18 protein-coding genes are annotated in these 18,547 nt (G+C 68.9%); 6 read left to right on the top strand and 12 right to left on the bottom strand.

Going from position 1 to position 18,547, the window contains the following annotated elements:
- Positions 1-77: 77 nt before the first annotated feature.
- From ACFQW6_RS01020 to ACFQW6_RS01005, 4 genes are all read right to left on the bottom strand, one after another.
- Positions 78-869 carry a carbohydrate kinase family protein gene (locus ACFQW6_RS01020; protein ID WP_378540327.1) on the bottom strand — a complete coding sequence of 264 codons (792 nt, stop codon included), beginning with the start codon at positions 867-869 and terminating at the stop codon, positions 78-80.
- Positions 870-942: 73 nt separating this feature from the next.
- A complete protein-coding gene (locus tag ACFQW6_RS01015; protein WP_378540326.1) occupies positions 943-2,316 on the bottom strand; it encodes a flavin monoamine oxidase family protein in 1,374 nt (457 codons plus the stop codon).
- Positions 2,317-2,437: 121 nt separating this feature from the next.
- Positions 2,438-3,199 (bottom strand): DUF4386 domain-containing protein, encoded by a 762-nt coding sequence (locus ACFQW6_RS01010; RefSeq protein WP_378540325.1) that lies wholly within the window; start codon positions 3,197-3,199, stop codon positions 2,438-2,440.
- Positions 3,200-3,327: 128 nt separating this feature from the next.
- Positions 3,328-3,762: a hypothetical protein gene (locus ACFQW6_RS01005; RefSeq protein WP_378540324.1), complete on the bottom strand. Its 435-nt coding sequence runs from the start codon at positions 3,760-3,762 to the stop codon at positions 3,328-3,330.
- 189 nt (positions 3,763-3,951) lie between these two features.
- On the opposite strand from ACFQW6_RS01005, the gene ACFQW6_RS01000 reads away from it, so the two are divergent.
- The 5 genes from ACFQW6_RS01000 to ACFQW6_RS00980 all read left to right on the top strand — a co-directional run bounded on the left by ACFQW6_RS01000 (position 3,952) and on the right by ACFQW6_RS00980 (position 9,032).
- Positions 3,952-6,795: a LuxR C-terminal-related transcriptional regulator gene (locus ACFQW6_RS01000; protein ID WP_378540323.1), complete on the top strand. Its 2,844-nt coding sequence runs from the start codon at positions 3,952-3,954 to the stop codon at positions 6,793-6,795.
- 191 nt (positions 6,796-6,986) lie between these two features.
- Entirely contained in the window at positions 6,987-7,313 is a 327-nt protein-coding gene (locus tag ACFQW6_RS00995) for a hypothetical protein (protein ID WP_378540322.1), read from the top strand.
- A 90-nt stretch (positions 7,314-7,403) separates the two neighbouring features.
- Entirely contained in the window at positions 7,404-7,841 is a 438-nt protein-coding gene (locus ACFQW6_RS00990) for a hypothetical protein (protein WP_378540321.1), read from the top strand.
- The gene (locus tag ACFQW6_RS00985; RefSeq protein WP_378541051.1) at positions 7,838-8,467 is read left to right on the top strand and encodes a GNAT family N-acetyltransferase; all 630 of its coding nucleotides are present in this window, start codon (positions 7,838-7,840) and stop codon (positions 8,465-8,467) included. The genes ACFQW6_RS00990 and ACFQW6_RS00985 overlap by 4 nt, the downstream gene beginning before the upstream one ends.
- Before the next feature lie 232 nt (positions 8,468-8,699).
- Positions 8,700-9,032: a hypothetical protein gene (locus ACFQW6_RS00980; protein ID WP_378540320.1), complete on the top strand. Its 333-nt coding sequence runs from the start codon at positions 8,700-8,702 to the stop codon at positions 9,030-9,032.
- A 242-nt stretch (positions 9,033-9,274) separates the two neighbouring features.
- On the opposite strand, the gene ACFQW6_RS00975 is transcribed toward ACFQW6_RS00980, so the two are convergent.
- Both ACFQW6_RS00975 and ACFQW6_RS00970 read right to left on the bottom strand, forming a co-directional pair.
- Positions 9,275-9,547 (bottom strand): hypothetical protein, encoded by a 273-nt coding sequence (locus ACFQW6_RS00975; RefSeq protein ID WP_378540319.1) that lies wholly within the window; start codon positions 9,545-9,547, stop codon positions 9,275-9,277.
- A gap of 61 nt (positions 9,548-9,608) precedes the next feature.
- Positions 9,609-10,643 (bottom strand): NAD(P)/FAD-dependent oxidoreductase, encoded by a 1,035-nt coding sequence (locus ACFQW6_RS00970; RefSeq protein ID WP_378540318.1) that lies wholly within the window; start codon positions 10,641-10,643, stop codon positions 9,609-9,611.
- Positions 10,644-10,722: 79 nt separating this feature from the next.
- Here ACFQW6_RS00970 and ACFQW6_RS00965 point away from each other — a divergent pair, with 79 nt between their 5' ends.
- Complete coding sequence (locus ACFQW6_RS00965) at positions 10,723-11,346, top strand: helix-turn-helix domain-containing protein (RefSeq protein WP_378540317.1); 624 nt, start codon at positions 10,723-10,725, stop codon at positions 11,344-11,346.
- Positions 11,347-11,545: 199 nt separating this feature from the next.
- Here ACFQW6_RS00965 and ACFQW6_RS00960 read toward each other — a convergent pair whose 3' ends face one another.
- The 6 genes from ACFQW6_RS00960 to ACFQW6_RS00935 all read right to left on the bottom strand — a co-directional run bounded on the left by ACFQW6_RS00960 (position 11,546) and on the right by ACFQW6_RS00935 (position 18,403).
- A complete protein-coding gene (locus tag ACFQW6_RS00960) occupies positions 11,546-12,601 on the bottom strand; it encodes an NAD(P)-dependent alcohol dehydrogenase (protein ID WP_378540316.1) in 1,056 nt (351 codons plus the stop codon).
- A gap of 1 nt (position 12,602) precedes the next feature.
- Positions 12,603-13,448, bottom strand: a complete 846-nt coding sequence (locus tag ACFQW6_RS00955) for an ABC transporter permease (RefSeq protein ID WP_378540315.1) — start codon at positions 13,446-13,448, stop codon at positions 12,603-12,605.
- Entirely contained in the window at positions 13,445-14,395 is a 951-nt protein-coding gene (locus ACFQW6_RS00950; RefSeq protein WP_378540314.1) for an ABC transporter ATP-binding protein, read from the bottom strand. The genes ACFQW6_RS00955 and ACFQW6_RS00950 overlap by 4 nt, the downstream gene beginning before the upstream one ends.
- Positions 14,392-15,153 (bottom strand): DUF4386 domain-containing protein, encoded by a 762-nt coding sequence (locus ACFQW6_RS00945; RefSeq protein WP_378540313.1) that lies wholly within the window; start codon positions 15,151-15,153, stop codon positions 14,392-14,394. Before ACFQW6_RS00945 ends, ACFQW6_RS00950 begins: the two co-directional genes overlap by 4 nt.
- 60 nt (positions 15,154-15,213) lie before the next feature.
- Positions 15,214-15,444, bottom strand: coding sequence for a hypothetical protein (locus tag ACFQW6_RS00940; protein ID WP_378540312.1), 231 nt, complete (start codon positions 15,442-15,444; stop codon positions 15,214-15,216).
- Positions 15,445-15,661: 217 nt separating this feature from the next.
- On the bottom strand, positions 15,662-18,403 hold the full coding sequence (locus tag ACFQW6_RS00935; RefSeq protein ID WP_378540311.1) for a LuxR C-terminal-related transcriptional regulator: 2,742 nt from the start codon (positions 18,401-18,403) through the stop codon (positions 15,662-15,664).
- Positions 18,404-18,547: the final 144 nt, after the last annotated feature.

Here is an 18,547-nt window from a genome sequence, read left to right as displayed (position 1 = left end):
GGATTGAAGGCTCGCTGTGGGGCGTGAAGCGCTCCTTTGGCGCCTCGGATGTGCTGCTGACGCCGACATCCCAGCATTCACTCGTGAGGCGACTCGAGTATGGGGTTGAGTTCGACCGTGCCCAACGCTCGCGCCGCTTGCCGGGCTGCCGCTCGAAGAGCGCTCGTCACATCGGCACCTTCGAGGTGGGCGGCCAGGAAGCCGGCCATGAAGCCATCCCCCGCCCCATTCGTGTCGACGACCTGTGTCAGCGGTTCAGCCGGTACGTGGTGGCGTACACCCTGTGCATCGAAGGCGACGGCTCCCTCGGCGCCGAGCGTGCACACAGCTACCTGGGCGCCACGTGCCACGCACGTCTGCAAGAAGTCATACGGGGCATCCAACCGGTCGCCGTTCATGAACACGAACGATGCGGGGTCGAGGAACGGCGCGTGAAAGCTGCTGCTTCCGTCGTAGTCGTGCACGTCGGTCCAGATGGGGACACCGAGGGCGGCGACCTGTTCCATGGCGTCGCGCGAGGGCTGGGACAGGTCGAGGACGACCGCACGTGCTTGCGAGGCGGCGTCCAGCAGCCGACAGCGCGCGACGTGCGCCACGACGGCGTCGGGCGCGCGGGGCACGTCGAGGTAGATGGAGACCCGTCCTCCGGAGGGGTCCATGAGATTGAGGTGGCGCTCGCTGGGCCCGTTCACGTAGGTGGGAACGGTCACGATGTCGGCGCGAAGCAGGGCCGCTTCGATGGCGTCAGCTGCCGCGTCCGTGCCGAGGACCGTGTGCAGCTCGACGTCGAGACCGAGGTCGCGCAGGTGAGCGGCCTTCCCAGCGGACGTGCCACCAAGAAGCTCTCGGTGCGCAGCGGCGAACTGCATGTGCGGGGTGGGGGCCGGCAGCTCGTCGAGGTCGACGACCAGGTTCCAGGAGGCGGGTCCGTGGACGACGACGTCACTCATTCGCGTCTCCCGGCACCGGGATGGTCGCCGATCCGACGACCTCTCGCGCGGTCGCGATGCCCGAGCGGACGGCGCCTTCCATGTACCCGTTCCACTTCGTCGCGTATTCGGCGCCGGCCCAGTGGAGTCGGTCGACAGGCGGTCTCAGGGCGTCCCCGTAGCTGGTCCAGACTCCGGGTGCGAAGTGGGCGCCGTAGCAGCCGCGGGTGAACACTTCGGCACTCCAGTCCTTCTCCAGGTAGGCGGTCGGGCTCGCTGCTTGGGGGCCGAGGTACCGGACGAACGAGTCGAGCACCGTTTGGCGGCGCTGGGCATCGGGCAGCCGTTGCCACCGGCGTGCCTCGCCCCCCTCGACGAACCCGAGAAGGATGCCGACTTCGCCGCCGGGCGGGGAGACGTCGAAGGTGACCTTGACGGGACCGGTGTCGCTTGCCACTTGGCCGTTGAGTCCCTGGTCGCGCCAGAACGGCGTGGGATAGGAGGCGAACGTCTTGACGACGGTGCCGGCCGGGAGCTTCTGGGTGAGCTGGTCGCGCCACGCGGGTAGCGGTGGGTCGTAGTGCAGCCGTCCGGCAAGGGTCGGCGGGACGGCCACAACTACCCGATCTGCGGAGAAGGCGACGCCCGCGCGGCTGGTGACAGTGACACCGGTCCCGTGTTGCGTGATGGTGCCGACCGGCGTGGATAGCCGGATGTCCAGGTCGTCTGCCAGTCGTTGGGCTACAAGGACAGACCCGCCGGCGACGCGGTCCTGCTGGGCGCCGCGGTCGACCGCCAGCAGGGTTTCGAGGTCAGCGTTGCTGACCGCGTAGAAGAGGGCATGCAGCAACGAGAGGTCGCTGGCATCCGTGGCGAACACTGCTTCGGTCGCCAGCCGGAAGTACGCGCGTCCGCTTGGCGTGCGCAGGTTGCGGTGGAGCCAGGTCTCGAAGGTCTGGCTATCGAGCTCGTGGGCCTTGGGGTGCGACCACGGCTGCTCGGTGTCGACGCTGCGGGCGAGCTTGCCGAAACGGGCCATGCCCTGGGCCAGGTCGGCCAGCGCGATGGGATTGAGGCGCGGAACGGCACCCTTCGTTCCGGTGACGAGTGCGCGCCGGCTGCCGAGCTGGACCAGCACCTTGCCCTCGTCGTTCCAGGTGCGGAACGTCTCCAGACCGAGCTCCTCGACGAGGCGGTACATCTGCGTGTGGCCCTCCCCGATCCAGGTACCGCCTAGTTCAACGGGGTGGCCCTGCATCTCACCGCCCTCGACGCGGCCGCCGACGCGGTCACGGGCTTCGAGAACGACAACGCCTACGCCGCTGCGCTGAAGCTCTCGAGCGGCGGTAAGTCCCGCCAGTCCAGCTCCGACGACGATGACCTTCATGGGTGGCTCCTTGACTCGGCACGCCGGGTGGGGTGGTCGCGTGCAGGGAGGATGAGAAACGTACTGTGAGCGTGTGAGGCGCGGGCGGCTCGACGGCGTCCGGGCCATCTCGATGTGCGGCTCACAGCGACGCTCCTGTGCTGGCGTGGAGGCCGCGTACGGCGTCGGGCTTGAACCCCTTCACGGTGAGCCAGACGCCCAGGGCGGCCTCCCAAGCGAAGATCGGAAGCGTGACGAGGGCCGTCCACACAGAGGCCGGCTCGTTGATGCCGACGATGCTGGCTGCGCCAGCGACGAGGAAGAACGGGGCGCCGAGGAGCCCGATGGCGGGAATGGCGCGAGGGACGAGCCCGGAGCGGTACATGACGTAACCGAGCAGCACGGCGTTGATGCCGGGCATCACACCGGGTCCGAGCAAGAACGTCCAGTCGTGCACGGCGACGAGGGCCTCGGAGCTCACCAACCGGGCTGCGGCTTCGGCGCCGCCCGCGCCCGGCTGACGGAGGGTGACGACGGACAACATCGCCACGACGCCGGTGACGATGAGGGAGGCCTCGAAGACGCGGGCGGTGACGAAGCCGAGGGCCGCGCCTTCGTGTTGGCGTCGGACGACCGGGAAGAGGACGACCGCGGTGCCGATGCAGGCGAGCGCGGCGATGACCTCGAGGAGGCCGCCCCACATGACGCGGGTGTCGGCGCCCGCGCCGAGGACGTAGTCCGGGTTGTCGAAGATGGGCGCGTAGTTGATGAACTGGGCTGGGATGGAGGCGACGATGGTGACGAGGTACATGACGCCGGCCGTCATCGCGACGCCGCGGTAGGGCGCTCGAGAAGACCGGGGTTCGCGCGCTTGGGTGTGCTCGGTGCTGGCGGTGGTCCTCATGGAAATGCCTTTCTACGGTGATGACGCTGGGGGTCGCGTGGCCAGCCGTGGGGGGCGGCTGACCACGCGACCGGGGAGGCGGACGGTGTCCGCGGTGTGTGCGCCGGGCGGAGGGGCTCGGCGCCGGGTCAGGCGGCGAGGACGTGCGCTTCGCGGTCTGCCTTGAGCGTCTTGCGGACGCCGAGCCCCTGGGCGACGAGCCAGGTCAGCTCGAGCACGAGGAAGCCGACGACCACGAACGAGAAGCCGTTGAGGAGGGCCCAGATGAACGTGAGGGAGAACGCTGCCCGGCCGAGCGTGTCTGCGGTGATGAGCAGCGGTACCGGCCACAGGACCCGTACGACGCCCCACATGGTGGTGACGATGCCGAAGAGCACCACGTAGACCATGTGAGCGGACTCGAAGTCGGGCGGGGCGTCCCCGGGCAGGTTGAGGACGTCGTGGATCCACGCGAGGGCGCTGAGCACGAGCGCAGCGGTCCACGGAGTGGCGAAGGGCGCGGTGACGGCGACGTCGTAGATGGCGCCGGCTCGGCCGGCTGGGACGAGGGTCAGAGATCGCATGGCGTTGAGGCTCTTTCGGGAGGAAGTGAAGTGCCTGGAACGTAGAAAGCGACGTGGTGACCGAGCGTCACCACATGTTGTGACCCAGGATGTGACTTCGCAGTCGTTCGCGGAATCGCCGCCAGACCAGGGGCCGCCACCGCCGCCGCAGTCTGCGACCGGGGGTCTCCCTGGCCCTAGACTCGCGTCGTGTCAACGCCGGTGCTGGCTACGAAGCTGCACGCACCCGCCCTGCGGGAGCGCCTCGTGCCACGCGCCCGACTGCTCGACGTAGCTGACACCCTCCTGGGGCCGGGGCAACGGTTGGCGTTGGTGTCTGCCCCGGCGGGCTTCGGAAAGACCACCCTGGTAAGCAGTTGGGCCGCCGCCGCCGCGGAGGACCCGCAGCGGTCGGTATCGGTGGCGTGGCTCTCGCTCGATGACGCCGACAACGAGCTCGGTCGGTTGATGGCGCACCTGCTCGCCGCGCTGGAACGCGCGGGCGTGCCCATCGACAGCGGCGAGCTCGTCGCGCGCAGTGCCGGCGGGGTCGACGTGGCTACCGCAACCGGCCTGCTGATGGGTGTCGTGAACCGAGTGGCCCACGCGGTCGACGTGGCGGCTGTGGAGCAGACGCATCGCTGGCTGCTCGTGCTGGACGACTACCACGTCATCACGGCGCCCGAGGTTCACGAGACCCTCACCTACCTCCTCGACCACGCGCCGGAGCAGCTGCGGGTGCTGGTCGCCACCAGGTCCGATCCGCCCCTGCCGCTCGCGCGGCTGAGGAGCCGTGGACAGCTGACCGAGCTCCGGGCCGCAGACCTGCGGTTCACTGCGCAGGAGGCCAGCGACTTCCTCAACGAGGTGATGGGACTCGACCTGACCATGGCCGACGTAGAGGCGCTCGACGACCGCACCGAGGGGTGGGCCGCGGGACTGCAGCTGGCAGGGCTCTCACTACGCGGTCGGGCCGGGGCCGGTGACGTGTCAGCGTTCATCGAGGCGTTCACCGGCAGCAACAGGTTCGTCGTGGACTACCTAGCTGACGAGGTCCTCGCCCGACAACCGGTAGAGGTGCGCGAGTTCCTGCTCCGCACCTCGGTGCTGGACCGCTTCACCGCGAGCCTGTGCGCCGCCGTCAGCGGGCAGCCGGACAGCGGTGCGATCCTCGATCGTCTCGACCGGGACAACCTGTTCGTCGTGCCACTCGATGACGACCGGACCTGGTACCGGTACCACCACCTGTTCGCCGACGTCCTGCGCGCCCGCCTCCTGGCCGGCAACGCTGACGTCGTGGACCAGCTGCACCGCGATGCGTCCGACTGGTACGCAGCCCGCGACTCCTTCGAGGCAGCAATCCGCCACGCGTTCGCCGGGAACGACTTCGCGCGGGCCGGCCGCCTCGTCGAGGTGGCGCTCTCACCCACCCGACAACAGCGACGCGACGCGCTTCTGCTCACCTGGCTGCGCGCCCTGCCCCCGGATGTCGTACGACCGAACCCGGTGCTCAGCATGTCGGTCGCCTGGGCGGCGATGGTTGCCGGCGACCTCGACGCCGTCGAGCAGCATCTCCATGACGCTGACAGTGCCCTCGCCGACGCCGCAGCGAACCCGTCAGCCGCAGACACCTGGGTGGACACCCAAGACCTGCGCGCAGCGCCCGCCGGGATCCAGATGTACCGCGCGGCCCTGGCGCAGGCGCGCGGCGACAGCGACGCAACATCCGCACACGCGCGCGCCGCCCTGGCACTGGCCGGCAAGGACGACCACTTCATCCGCGCCGGCGGCGCCGGCTTCCTCGGCCTAGCCGCGTGGGCGCGCGGCGACATCACCGCGGCCCTCCCGACGTTCGAAGAGTCCGTCGCCTCATTGCGAGCGGCCGGCAACCACGTCGACGCTCTCGACACGACCATCGTGCTGGCCGGCATGTGGGTCACAGCCGGACGTCCGTCACGAGCGCGCGCCCTGTGCGAGCAGGCGTTGACCACCGCGACAGCGAACGGGGAACCGTATCCGCGCGCGACCGCGGACCTTCATACCTGGCTCGCGGACCTGGCGCTCGGCCGCAACGACCTCGCAGAGGCAGAGGATGAACTGGCCACCGCCGCCGCGCTGGCCGAGCGTGCGTCCATCACGGAGAACCAGCACCACTGGCCCACCGTCGCGGCCGGTGTACGGGCCGCCCACGGCGAGTACGACCAGGCGCTGCGGCTGTTGGACGAGGCGGCCCGCCTGTATCGCGCTGGCTTCTATCCGGACCTGCGCCCGCTCGCCGCAGTGAGAGTCCGTGTCCACCTCGCCAAGGGTGACCTCGGCGCCGTCCTCAGATGGATGGCGGAGAGCAACGTGGACCTCGACGACGAGGCTGAGTTCGCCTGTGAGTACGCACACCTCACGCTTGTGCGGGCCCACCTCGCACTGCACCGAACACACCAAGCCGTCCAGGCCCCGGACTTCGACGCTGAGACCGGGCACGCTGACCTGGCCGGGGTCCTGCAGCTGCTCGAGCGGTTGGAGGTCGCTGCGACAGCCGACGCCCGGCACGGTTCGGTCCTCGAAGCACGGCTTCTGCAAGCGCTCACGATGCACGCGCGCGGTGACGACTCCTCAGCCATCGACAGGCTGGCAAGTGCATTGGCTGCAGCGCCTGAGGTTGACACTTACGTCCGCCTGTTCCTCGACGAGGGGCCCGCGCTGGCCAAGCTGCTGAAGCAAGCTCCCCATCTGGGCGACGACGCTCACGCCGACGTGCTGACGTCAATGGCGCAACGGCTGCTCGTACCTGAGCGCGGTCCCACCCACTCCCAGACCCCCGCAGCTGAGGACCCCGGTCCTCGGAGCCGGCCGGCAGACCTGCCAGATCCGCTGAGTGAGCGTGAAGTGGAGGTGTTGAGGATGCTCGCCAGTGAGCTCACGGGCCCCGAGATCGCTCGCCACCTCTTCATCTCGCTCAACACGCTGCGCACCCACACGAAGCGGATCTTCACCAAGCTCGACGTGACGAACCGGTCGGCCGCGGTACGGCGAGGACGCGAGCTGAACATCATCTAGGCGCCCGTCCAGCGACCGCGCAGCCGCGGCCGCGGCCGGTCACATCGCCGGTCACCACATGTGGTGACGTCCGGTCACCAGAGCGCGCCATAGCTTCCACGCATCTCCGGAGCACCAGCCCCGGAACCATACGGGAAGCAGGAGGCGGACATGAGCACCACGACGGCTCCACACGCGACGGAGCCCCGGTCATGACCAGCTCATCTCGAGGCCAAGGGCCCGTCTGCTACGACATCCGCGTGCTCGGCCACCTGGACCCGCTCTGGTCCACCTGGTTCACCGGCCTGACCCTCACGCACGAAGACGACGGCACCACCTCACTTCACGGCGTCGTCACCGACCAGGCGGAACTGCACGGCCTGCTCGCCAAGGTCCGCGACCTCGGCGCGACGCTCCTGTCGGTCACTCCTGACGACGCCGCGCACCGGGGAGCACCCGCAGACGCGCCAGCAGACCCACCAAGCCCAAACCAGCACGACGAACCCGACGAGAACGGCGACCGAGAGCAGGAGCGGTAAGCCCCTCGCTGGCAGCGACCAGCTGCAGTGCCCCGTCCATCCCGTGCAGCACCACCCGACGTGACCGACCCAACGATCCAGGAGACCAAGATGAGCACCGTCACGGCAACCACCACACCGACAGCTCGTAAGGAACTGTCGTTGACCCGCATCAACATGATGCGCGCCGGCTACGCCTTCATGGGCATCGGGCTCGCCCTCGTGAAATGGCCGCTACTACCCGAAGCCCACACCCTGCCGCTCTACGAAGGTGTCACGTTGGCTCTGCTGACCGCGATGTCGTTGCTCGCTTGGGTGGGGCTGAGGTACCCGGTCAAGATGCTGCCGGTGCTGCTATTCGAGACGACCTGGAAGCTGTTTTGGCTTCCCCTCGTCGCGCTCCCCACCGCCCTTTCCGGCGACATGACCGCCGCGATGACGACCGTCATGGTCAACTGCTTCTTCGTCGCGCCCGTTATCGCCGTCACCCCCTGGCGGTACGTGTGGACCGAGTACGTGCGAGCCAGCGGGGACCGGTGGCGACGATGACCGGCCGGCTGCACGACACCATCGCGTGGCCCGTCCACACCGAACGCCTCACCCTTCGCCCGCCCACCGCCGACGACGCCGACAAGACCTGGCAGTTCCGCCGGCTACCCGAAGTCAGCCGCTGGCTCACCGACGGACCCAAGCCCCTGGACGCATACCGCGACCAGTTCCTCACCCAGGACCGGTTCGAGACCACCGTCGTCGTCGAAGCCGACGGACACGTCATCGGCGACCTCATGCTCGAAGTTCGAGACGCTTGGGGCCAGACGGAGGTTGCCGACCGGGCGAAGGGCACGCAAGGCGAGCTCGGCTGGGTCCTGGACCCCCAACACACCGGCCGAGGCTACGCCACCGAAGCAGTCCGTGCGTTGGCCGACATCGCGTTCAACGGGCTCGGCCTGCGTCGCGTCACCGCCGCCTGCTTCGCCGACAACGAAGCATCCTGGCGCCTGATGGAACGACTCGGCATGCGCCGCGAGACCTACAACGTCCGCGACTCCCTCCACCGCTCCGGCGAATGGCTCGACGGCATGGTGTACGCCCTCCTCGCCGACGAGCACCCCACCACCACCACCACCACCGCCGCCGACGCACCCGCCGAGTTGTCGGACGACTGCTCGAGCTAGCACTCGGCGCGACGACGCGCTCAGACACACCCGCAGCTCGCCGGCTGCAGTCGCTTTGACAACCCGAGCAGCAGCCGCAGCACGGGCCCGCCTCATGCCGCCCACTCGGACCTTCCTCGCCCGAACTCCTACAGCACGACCCCGAACGGAGAACACCATGCCCACGCTTACTTGGCGGGCGGTACATCCCGCCCACCGCTCAACGCAGTCGCCTCGCTCAACCGTCGTCGTCATGGCGTCACGGTTCGAGCTGCAACGCCTGCGAGACGTTCCGAGGTTCCTCCTCGACTCCGTACGCATCCGCCGCCAGGTGCTGCACGCCAACGGCGCACTGGGGGTCTCGCTGATCGCCCACCCCCTCCGCCGCCAGTTCCTCACACTCAGCGCCTGGAGCGACCGGCCAGCCGTGAACGAACTCGTCCGCACCGAACCACACCGCTCAGCCATGCAGCGGCACCGCCGGGCGATGACGGAAGCAACATTCACTTTCTGGGACGTCGATCAGGCGGACCTGCCGATCGATTGGGACGACGCGCGTCGTCGTCTCGACGCGGACCACGCATGAACCGAACCGCAAGTGGAGCGCATGCCGCGGCCAACTTCGACTGGCGTGCGGCGAGCTGCCTGGCCCCGCGCAAGCGTTGAGCCCCTGACCGAGTGGTCAGGGGCTCAACGTGTTCGGGCCGCGTCCGAGGCGGGGGAACCTCGTGACGTCACTGCGTAGGGGGTAGCAGCCGCCGCGGCCGAACTCCATCCCGTTGACGGCGACGGGGCGCCGTCCGGGGTCTGAAAGCGGGCGTCGGCGACTCAGGCGGCTCGCCGGCCAAGGATGCGTCCACGAAGGCGGTGCAGGCGCGGCATGAGGCCGTAGATGACGATCGGGACGGCCGCGGTAGCAAGGACGAAGGTCCGCACGATGACGTTGAGGTCCTGGAGCAGCGGGCCCAGCGTGAGGTTGAGGACGACGAGGGTCGGAAAGACCGCGACCCAGATCATCAGGGCGAGCTGGTGCTTGGTCGGAGGGCCCACGGGCGGGGCGGCGGGTGCGGCGTGCTGAGAATGGGTGTTCGTGGTGGACATGGGTGCTCCTGTTCGGTGAGGTTGGTGTGGCACGCCACCGCGTGGTGGGCGCTTGTGAGGCTCAGGTGGGGAAGCCGAGGCGGAAGTTCGCGACGGCGATGGGGATGTCCTCGGTGACGAGGTCGTTGTTGATGGCAATGGCCGCGGCAGATCCCTCACCGGCTGCGGTGATGACCTGCGCGCGAGGGTTGGTGGCGTTGCCTGCGGCCCACACGCCGGGGACGCTGGTGGCGCCGGTCGCATCCACCGAGACCCAGCCGTTGGTGGCGGTGGCACAACCGAGGTCGGTCAACAGCTGGTCATTGGCGACGAACGTGGGGCGGACGAAGACCGCGGCCCTAGGCACGACGGCGCCCGAGGTGAGTTTGACGCCGGTCAGCCGGTCGTCCTCGACGACAAGGCGGGCGACGGGTTCGTCCACGATGCCGATGGCCCTGGCGACGAGTTGTTCGCGTTCGGACGCGGTGAGGGTGCCGCCGTTGGTGAAGTAGACGACGTCGGAGCTCCACTGCCGCACGATGTGCGCGTGAACGAGCGCCTCCGGTGTGCCACCCAGGACGCCGAGCGGCCGGTCGCGGACCTCGTACCCGTGGCAGTACGGGCAGTGAAGCAGGTCGCGTCCCCAACGCTCCTGAACGCCGGGGATGTCAGGGATCTGGTCCTTGAGGCCGGTCGTGACGAGCACACGCCTGGCTCGCAGGACCTGACCCTCGGCCAGGTGCACGTCGAAGCCACGGCGACCGTAGGCGGGGGTGCATGCATCGGGGGTGAGCGTCGAGACGGAACCGGAGACGAGGTGCGCCCCGTACCCAGTGACCTCGGCTCGGCCCGCGGCGAGCAGCTCTGCAGGCGGGAGGCCATCGGAGCCCAGGAACCCCTGCATGTGCGCAGCCGGCGCGTTGCGTGGCCGGCCGGCATCCACGACAACAACCCGACGTCGCGCTCGGCCGAGCACGAGCGCAGCGGAGAGGCCAGCGGCGCCACCGCCGACGATGACGACGTCGTAGCTGGCGACGTCGGTCGCGGCCGGGGAGGCGTCGCTAGACGCGTAAGGCGAGGTGGTGGCCGGCTGCGAGTCCGATGGTGTGGGGTTCATGTCCACAAGGCTCGCTCGACCTGGCCTCCCGCAACAACGCTTGTTGCCGATTCTGGGAACGACGCGGTGAAATGGACTCATGAGCTCCGACGTTGAGGTTCCGAACGACGCGGGGTCCCCGATCGCGTCAGCGCTGGACCAGGTCGGTCCCCGGCTACGTCGGGTACGTGACCAGCGAGGCCTCACGCTGACCGAGGCGGCGCACCGCACGGGGATGTCGAAGAGCACCTTGTCGCGTCTAGAGACGGGACAGCGTCGCCCGAGCCTGGAACTCTTGCTGCCGCTGGCACAGGCGTACCGGGTCCCGCTCGATGATCTGGTCGGTGCACCTGAGGTAGGCGACCCGCGCATCAGACTCAAGCCGCGAAAGGTCAAGGGACGCACGGTGCTGCCACTTACTCGTCCCGGTGGCATCCAGGCGTGGAAGATCGTCATCCCGCGCACCCAGAGCGACCCGGCGCCGCGCGCACACGACGGGTTCGAGTGGCTCTACGTGCTGTCCGGGCGGATGCGGCTGGTGTTGGGGGACCAGGATCTGGTGCTCGGCGAAGGGGAGGCAGCCGAGTTCGACACCCAGGTGCCGCACTGGTTCGGCAGCACCGGTGAGGAGCCGGCCGAGGTGCTGAGCATCTTCGGACGACCGGGTGAGCGCATGCTCGTGCGCGCGTCAGGAAACGCTGACGTGCACGAAGACCACCACTGAAGTTCGCACGCGTCGATGACCCCGGGGTGACGTGGCTGAGCCCATCTACGGTGCGGTCTGACCGCCGGCGGGCAGACAAGCCCCGCGAAACGGACTGGGTCAGGGGGTTCGTGACGACGACCGCGACACGCCCAACGCGCCTCGAGCCCAGATTGACGTCTCTGGTGGCGTCGAGGAGTCCCCGGCTTCGGGGCGTTGCTCAGCCTATGGTGAGGACGACCTTGCCTCGAGGGTGTTCGGTCTCGACGTAGCGGACGGCAGCCGCCGCGTCCATCAAGGGGAACGTCCGGTCGATCAACGGCCGGAGGCTTCCAGAGCCGACCAAGTCAGCGACGCGAGCGAGCGTGGGTGAGTTCGGCACCGCCTGCGGGACCTTCACCTCGAAGGGCTGGAAGCGCGCCACAGCCGTCGCTCCGATGAGGAGGCGCAGCGGTCCCACCAGGCGTCCGTTTCCCGGGATGCCGCCACCGGACAGCACCAGGGTCCCACCGGAACGTACCGACCGACGCAGGTCGCGCAGGCGACGGTTTCCGACAAGGTCCACGACCGCGTCGTAGGTGCGGCCAGTACGGGTGAAGTCGGTGGCCGTGTAATCGATGACCGCGTCTGTCCCGAGTGATCGAACCAGACCGATGTTGCGGGTGCTGACCACGGCGGTGACGTGCAGGCCACGGGCCTTCGCGGCTTGGACGGCGAAGGTGCCGACCCCTCCTGAGGCCCCGTTGATGAGAATCGAACCGCCTGGCTCCAGCGAAGTCTCGTCTAGGCACAGCAACGCTGTGGTCGCTGCCAACGGCAACGCGGCCGCTTCTTGGAACGACGTGCCCGCCGGCATGACCGCGAGCTGGTCGGCGGACGCCACCGCGTAGTCCGCGAACGCTCCGATGCCTTCCCCGAAGACGGTATCGCCGGGCTTCCACGTGGTGACGCCGTCGCCGACCGACTCGACCACTCCGGCGAGGTCGGTGCCACGGGTGGCGATCCGGGGCCGGCGGGCGGCGAACAGGGTGCGGTCCATCAGTCGTGCCACACGGGGCTCGCCTCGCATCACGTGCCAGTCGCGGGCGTTGACCGAGGCGGCCTGCACGTTGACGAGAACCTGCCCTTCACCGGGGTGTGGGCGTGGTCGCCGAGTCAGTCGAAGCACCTCAGGCCCGCCGTAGCGGGTCTGGGTGACGGCACGACCGCCCGTTGGGTCCGAACGCGCCGACAGCGGCGAGGGGGCGGCGCCGTCCTCGATGCGGCCGGTGCCCACGTCACTTCACCTCCGAACGAAGGACGTTGACGACGGCCACCACCATGGGCACGACCAGCCATACAAGGCTGGTGACCGCGAGGTGCGACCACCCGTCACCGGCGAGCTCGCCGCGCAGCAGCGCGTCCTGGCTGTACTTGGCGTCAACCCACGGTCGCGCGTCTGCGAACCACGCCTGGCTGAACGCCAAGAACGCCAGCAGGCCTGGCGCGACGAACCCGTAGATCATGTAGGCGACGATGGCGCCGGAGCTGTTGCGGATGAGGGCTCCAAGGACGAACCCGACGAGCAGCAGCAATGTTTGTCCGAGGGCGAAGTACCCTACGTCGGCTGCGCTCTGGTCCCAGACCACGGGTACGTCTGCTAGTGCGGCACCGATCATGTTCCCCAGTGCGCCGACACCGAAGGCCGCGGCCGTGGCGGGGACGGTGACCAGGACCGCGGCGATGGCCTTGGCCAGCAGGACGCGGCCGCGATGCGGAACGAGGGTGAAGGTGGCCAGGCCCGAACGCTGACTCCACTCCGAGGTCACCGACAGCACGGCGATGATCGGCAGGATGACCGTCATCGGCACGCCGATAGCGAGAGTGAACTGGCTGTAGGTGACCTCTTCGGCGGGTGCCCAGGCAATGATGGCGCCGGTGGTGAGAACGGCTGCGCCACCCAGACTGGCCAGCAGCCACCGCCCAGAGCGGGTGTCGAAGTTCTTGCGGAGCTCGACACTGACCAGCCGCGTCAGCGGAGGCCGGGTGCCGGTGCGGCGCGACAGCGACCGGTTGACGTCAGGCTGCCTGTCGATCGCGCTCGTGGTGGTGAGGCCCGTCGTGGTTGTCGCGTTGATGGTCATGCCACTGCTCCTTCTAGCGAGGGCTGGGCGGCCGGCTGGCGGTCGCGCTGCGTTTCGGCGGTCAGTGCCAAGAACATCTCCTCGAGTCCGGCACCGTCCGCGGGGCGGAGCTCGGTGAGGGCGACGCCAGCCGACCAGGCGATCCGTCCGACCACCTCTGCGTCCGCGTCGACGCGGAACACCGACGGGTGATCGCTGTCTCCGGTGTCGTCCACGGTGTGGTGCACGAGGCCGGCTGTGGTCAGAGCCGCGTCCAGCTCGACGGGCTGGCGGGTGGCGACATGGGAGCCCGCGCCGGCGAGGAGGTCGGTCTTCGTTCCGGCAGCAACGACCCGGCCGTGCCCGATCACGACCAGGTCGTCGGCGACGACCTCGATCTCGTGCAGCAGGTGCGAGGACAGCAGCACGGTGGCTCCACGGTCGGCGTAGCCGCGCAAAAGGTCCCGCATCCACCGGATGCCGGCCGGGTCGAGCCCGTTGGCGGGCTCGTCCAGGATGAGCACGCCCGGCTCACCGAGCAGAGCGTGAGCCAGCCCGAGACGTTGACGCATGCCCAAGGAGTAGTCCCGCAGCCGGCGCGCGGCTTCGCTGTGGTCGAGACCGACCTGGTCCAGCACGTCGTCGATGCGACCGGTAGGCAGCCCCATCGTGCGTTGGGCGATGGTCAGCACCTCGCGGCCGGTTCGTCCGGCGTGCTGGGCCGACGCGTCGAGGAGGACGCCGACCTCCGCGCCCGGATTGGGCAGGTCGCGGAAGCGTCGGCCCTGGACGTGGGCGGTGCCGTGGTCGGGCGGGGTGAGGCCGACCACGACGCGCAGGGTGGTCGACTTCCCGGCGCCGTTGGGTCCCAAGAATCCGGTGATGCGTCCGGGGTGGGCGGTGAAGGTGACGTCGTCGACGGCGGTGAAGTCGCCGTAGGTCTTGGTGACGTGGTCGACGGCGATCATGACTGCGCCAGTCCGGCGGTCTGCTCGGGGGTGTTGAAGTCGGGCGTCTTGAAGCCCTTGACGATGAGGTAGATGCCGAAGCTGAGCTCCCAGAAGAATTCGGGTGCGGCGGAGAGCAGCTGGATGGCGCCGCCGGGCTCGATGAGGCCGAGGACGGCGGCTGAGCCGGTAGCGACGATGCACGTGCCGCCGATGAGGCCGAGCACCGCGAGCTGGCGGGGCACCAGGCCTGATCGGAACATCATCCAGCCGAGGACGAGCCCGTTGCCGACGCCGACGACGAACGCCGGGCCCAGGTTGAAGGTCCACTCCTGCATGACGAGGAACGCGTCCCCGACGGCGGCCAGGCCGGCGGCGGACTGATCGTCGGCGGCTGCGTAGTCCTGTCGCAGGGTCACGACGGTGAGGACGGCGAGGATGCCGACACCGATGAAGACGCTCTCCATGATCCGGGCGGCGATGAAGCTGAGGCCGAGATTTGGGTACCGGTGCTTGACGACCGTGTACAGCGCGGTGGCGGTGCCGATGTTGGCGATGATGAGGATGCACTCCGCGAACGCGCCCCACAGGACGCGGGAGTCCTCTCCGGGACCGGTGATGTAGTTGCCGTCGAACAGCGGCGGGTAGAACCCGACTTTGGCGGAGATCGAGGTGACGTAGGTGACGATGAAGAGCCAGCCGACGATGGTGGCGGCGCGCCGCGTCGGGTCCACCGGGGTGGCTTCGTGGCGAGTGGTGAGGCGCTGTGTGGTGGTCATCGGAAACTCCTAAGGTGAGCGACGAGGGGGTCGGGGTTGGTGGTGCGGTGAGTAGACGATTCAGTCCGGTTCGGTGCGCTCGACCGAGAGCAGTGGCAGCCCGATGTCGCGCAGCTTGTTCAGCAGTCCGTGCAGAGCGGCTTGGTCGGCCACGGGTCCGCGCAGGACGGTGGTGCCGTCTTCGGTCTGGGACAGGGTGGGACCGTCGAGCCAGGTGGACCAGCGGTCGTCCAGGCGTCCTTGGATACGGATCTCGTACCAGTCGCCTTGACGTTCGCTGTGGGTGTTCACCGTCGTCCCTCCCAAGGAGCGCAGTCCGGGTTGTTCTGCGCTGTTCATGTCCGGGAAAGTAGGAGCCCAGGTGATGAGCGCGCGTCATCACAGGTGATGAGTCGCCTGATGAACTCGCGGGTGTGCCATGTGAAGGCAGACCGGCCCGCGGCCTCGTAGGGCAGGAGCGCGGGAACTGCGACTTTGCAGCGCTGTGGGACGGGCCGCCGCGGGAGGGTCAGAGGTTCAGCTGATGGCCACGTCGAACGGCGGCGCGCCGGTTGTTCACGCCGAGCTTGGCGTAGATGTGCTGAGTGTGGGTGCGCACCGTCGCCAAGGACACGTTCAGGTGTCGGGCGATCGAGGGGCCGTCGAGGTCTGAGGCCAACAACCGCAGCACGTCCTGTTCCCGACTGCTCAGCGCCGCGACGAGGGTCAACGGCTCAGCGGACGGCCCGGGCACAGACACAGGCACGTCGGCGACGTTCGCGGCTGGTGACGACTGCGCTCGGATGTGCGCCGGGTGCCCGCCGACCGCCGCGTCGACGGTGCGAGCGAATCCGGACTCTGAACGTGGCAGGAGTGTGAGCAGCTCACGCACGCGCCGTCCTTCGCTCGTGAACGGGCGAACCCAGCCGCGCGGCTGAGCCAGCTCGACGGCCGGCATCAACCGGCGCACGGCCTCGTCGGTGCGCTCCGCCCGGTCGTGAGCGACCGCCTGGAGGACCATGGTCTCGACCACCACCGCGGTCCGTCCGCCGGCGTCGGCTGCCCGGTGCAGCCGCTCCAGCAGGGAGAGGGCCTGCGAAAGGTGGGTGTCGTCGTGTGTGTCGGCATGTTCGGCCAGCAGGAGGCGGGCCAACGTGACGTGCTCGTACTCGCGCAGATAGGTGACTTCGTCGGCGGCAGCCACGCCCGCGGAGGTGGCCCAGCTGCGTGCGGCGGCTAGGTCTCCGTCGTGGATGTGAAGCCGGGCGCGGACGGCTGGGATCGGCCGCACGACGGGTGAGAAGTCGCTGTTGAACAGGCGCTCAGCCTCGCAAAGCAGCGTGTCCGCGGAGGCCACATCGCCCTGCGCTTCGCGGAGGTGGGCCATCGCCACCCGCCATCGGTACGGCTGCTGCGGAAGGCCAGCGGATTCACCGAGGTCTGAGGCGCGGTTCAGGTTCTCCTCGGCCCCCACGGTGTCGCCTCTCTCCCATGCGACGCGGGCCAATGCCACCCACATGTCCGCCGTCCCGCGCACCACCCCCTCGTCACCGGCGGCGCCGGCGAGCTCCAGGCCGCGGGCGGCCGCGCGGTGAGCTTGGTCCAAACGACCCAGCTGTAGTTCCAGATCCACCAGCGTCACGGTGCAACCGAGCACGTCCGAGATGTACCCGGCGGCAGCCATGCAGTCCGCTGAGATCCGGTACGCCTTGAGCGCCGACGCCAAGTCTCCGGCGGACCACGCGGCCAGACCCTTGATGGCAGAGGCGCCACCAACGGTCAGCTGGTCATCGGCAGTGGCCCGAGCCAGCGCGGTCTCAGCATGTGCGATGGTCGCGCCGTGGTCCCCTTTCACCAGGGCGAACGCTGCCCGGTGCATCGCCAGGACCGCCGGCAACCTCCGCCACTCGGCGTCATTGCGGATGACGAACATGTCTGGCGCCGCAGCGAGAGACCTCTCCAACGCGTCGAGCCGGTCTCCGACGTCCTCGAAGGAGCTGGTGGACATGAGCGCGCCGATGAACTCGTTGGCCAAGACGGGACGCTTGTCCAGCACGGCGGGCGGCAGCTGGGACAGCCAGCTGCGCAACGTCCCCTCGGCCCGGTGGCGACGCAAACTGGGTGCTGCGACTTCGATGAGGTCGGCCGCAAGGTCGACGTCCCCGGCCGCGAACGCGTGCCGAACCGCCGGTTCGGGGTGTCCGGCCTGCTCGTACCAACGGCTGGCTCGCCGATGCAGCTCCGGGACGTCCTCAGGGCGCTCGGCGAGGAGCCGGGAGAGCAGCACGTCGGCGAACAGGTGGTGGTAGCGGTACCAGTGGCGTTGGTCATCGAGCGGGATGAGCAGCAGGTTGCGTCGTTCCAGCGTCTCGAGGAGACCGCGTCCGCCGCTTCCTGCGGTGACGGCGTCGCACAGAGCACCGCTCAGGCGATCCAGGACGGAGGTGTCGAGCAGGAACCGGCGCAGCGTTGCCGGCTGCTGGTCGAGCACCTCATCGACCAGGTAGTCCACGACGAACCTGTCGTCCCCGGCGAAGGTCGCGATGAACGACGCCGCGTCGTCGTGCCCGTGCAGCGACAGGGCTGCGAGCTGCAGTGCAGCAACCCAGCCCTCGGTTCGCGACTCGAGAGCGTCCACGGCGGAGGCTGAGAGCCTAAGGTCGTGGACGGTGTTGAGGTAGGTCTCAGCCTCGTCGGCGGTGAAGCGGAGGTCGCTGGCGCGAATCTCGACGAGCTCACCGCGAGCCCGCAGCCGGGGGAGCGGCAAGGCGGGGTCCGCTCGTGTGCTGATGATCAGGTGCAGCTGTGGTGGTCGATGGTCAAGGAGGAACGAGAGGGCGTCGCCAACGTCGGGGGTGTCGGCGAGGTGGTAGTCGTCGAGGACCAAGGTCACGTCATCCGGGCGGACACTGAGCTCGTTGATGAGCGAGGTGATGACGTCTGCCAGGAGGCTCTGCCCCCCTTCTAGCTGGCTCAGGGCGGCTGCGGCGCACCCCGGGCTGGCGACGTCGAGAGCCTGCAGGGCGTAGGTCCAGAACCGGGCTGCGTCTCCATCACGTGGATCCAGCGACACCCACGCCACGGTCGTGATGTTCGGACCCTCGGCGATTCGTTCTTGTAGCGCTGCCGCCAGCAGCGTTGTCTTGCCGAACCCGGCAGGAGCTGACACCAGGATCAACGCGGCGTCGCGCCCCCGGTGAAGCGCGTCGCTGAGGCGGGGACGGGGCACGAGCGCGCGGCGAGGTCGCGGAAAGAGGAGCTTGGTCTGCACCAGAGCATCCACCGCTGGCGCTCCCTCCTACGACACGTCGTGCTATCGAGCGTAGGGGGCTTGCTTTCGTCTGCTGAATCTGTGGTCAAGACCACCGCCAAGGCCGACTCCCGCGGCCACCCGTCGTGAGTCATGCTGGACTCC

Origin of the sequence: Nocardioides sp. GCM10028917 (genome assembly GCF_042666175.1) — a bacterium.
GTDB lineage: Bacteria > Actinomycetota > Actinomycetes > Propionibacteriales > Nocardioidaceae > Nocardioides.
Note: the sequence above shows the minus strand (reverse complement) of the source record. Positions and strands in the feature narration are given on the sequence as shown.

Coding starts and splice junctions, on each gene's coding strand:
- ACFQW6_RS00975 (WP_378540319.1), bottom strand. CDS start 9,547: ATGTCCACCACGAACACCCATTCTCAGCACGCCGCACCCGCCGCCCCG.
- ACFQW6_RS00970 (WP_378540318.1), bottom strand. CDS start 10,643: ATGAACCCCACACCATCGGACTCGCAGCCGGCCACCACCTCGCCTTAC.
- ACFQW6_RS00945 (WP_378540313.1), bottom strand. CDS start 15,153: ATGACCACCACACAGCGCCTCACCACTCGCCACGAAGCCACCCCGGTG.
- ACFQW6_RS00965 (WP_378540317.1), top strand. CDS start 10,723: ATGAGCTCCGACGTTGAGGTTCCGAACGACGCGGGGTCCCCGATCGCG.
- ACFQW6_RS00980 (WP_378540320.1), top strand. CDS start 8,700: ATGGCGTCACGGTTCGAGCTGCAACGCCTGCGAGACGTTCCGAGGTTC.
- ACFQW6_RS01005 (WP_378540324.1), bottom strand. CDS start 3,762: ATGCGATCTCTGACCCTCGTCCCAGCCGGCCGAGCCGGCGCCATCTAC.
- ACFQW6_RS00995 (WP_378540322.1), top strand. CDS start 6,987: ATGACCAGCTCATCTCGAGGCCAAGGGCCCGTCTGCTACGACATCCGC.
- ACFQW6_RS01010 (WP_378540325.1), bottom strand. CDS start 3,199: ATGAGGACCACCGCCAGCACCGAGCACACCCAAGCGCGCGAACCCCGG.
- ACFQW6_RS01015 (WP_378540326.1), bottom strand. CDS start 2,316: ATGAAGGTCATCGTCGTCGGAGCTGGACTGGCGGGACTTACCGCCGCT.
- ACFQW6_RS01020 (WP_378540327.1), bottom strand. CDS start 869: ATGCAGTTCGCCGCTGCGCACCGAGAGCTTCTTGGTGGCACGTCCGCT.
- ACFQW6_RS00955 (WP_378540315.1), bottom strand. CDS start 13,448: ATGACCATCAACGCGACAACCACGACGGGCCTCACCACCACGAGCGCG.
- ACFQW6_RS00950 (WP_378540314.1), bottom strand. CDS start 14,395: ATGATCGCCGTCGACCACGTCACCAAGACCTACGGCGACTTCACCGCC.
- ACFQW6_RS00985 (WP_378541051.1), top strand. CDS start 7,838: ATGACCGGCCGGCTGCACGACACCATCGCGTGGCCCGTCCACACCGAA.
- ACFQW6_RS00990 (WP_378540321.1), top strand. CDS start 7,404: ATGAGCACCGTCACGGCAACCACCACACCGACAGCTCGTAAGGAACTG.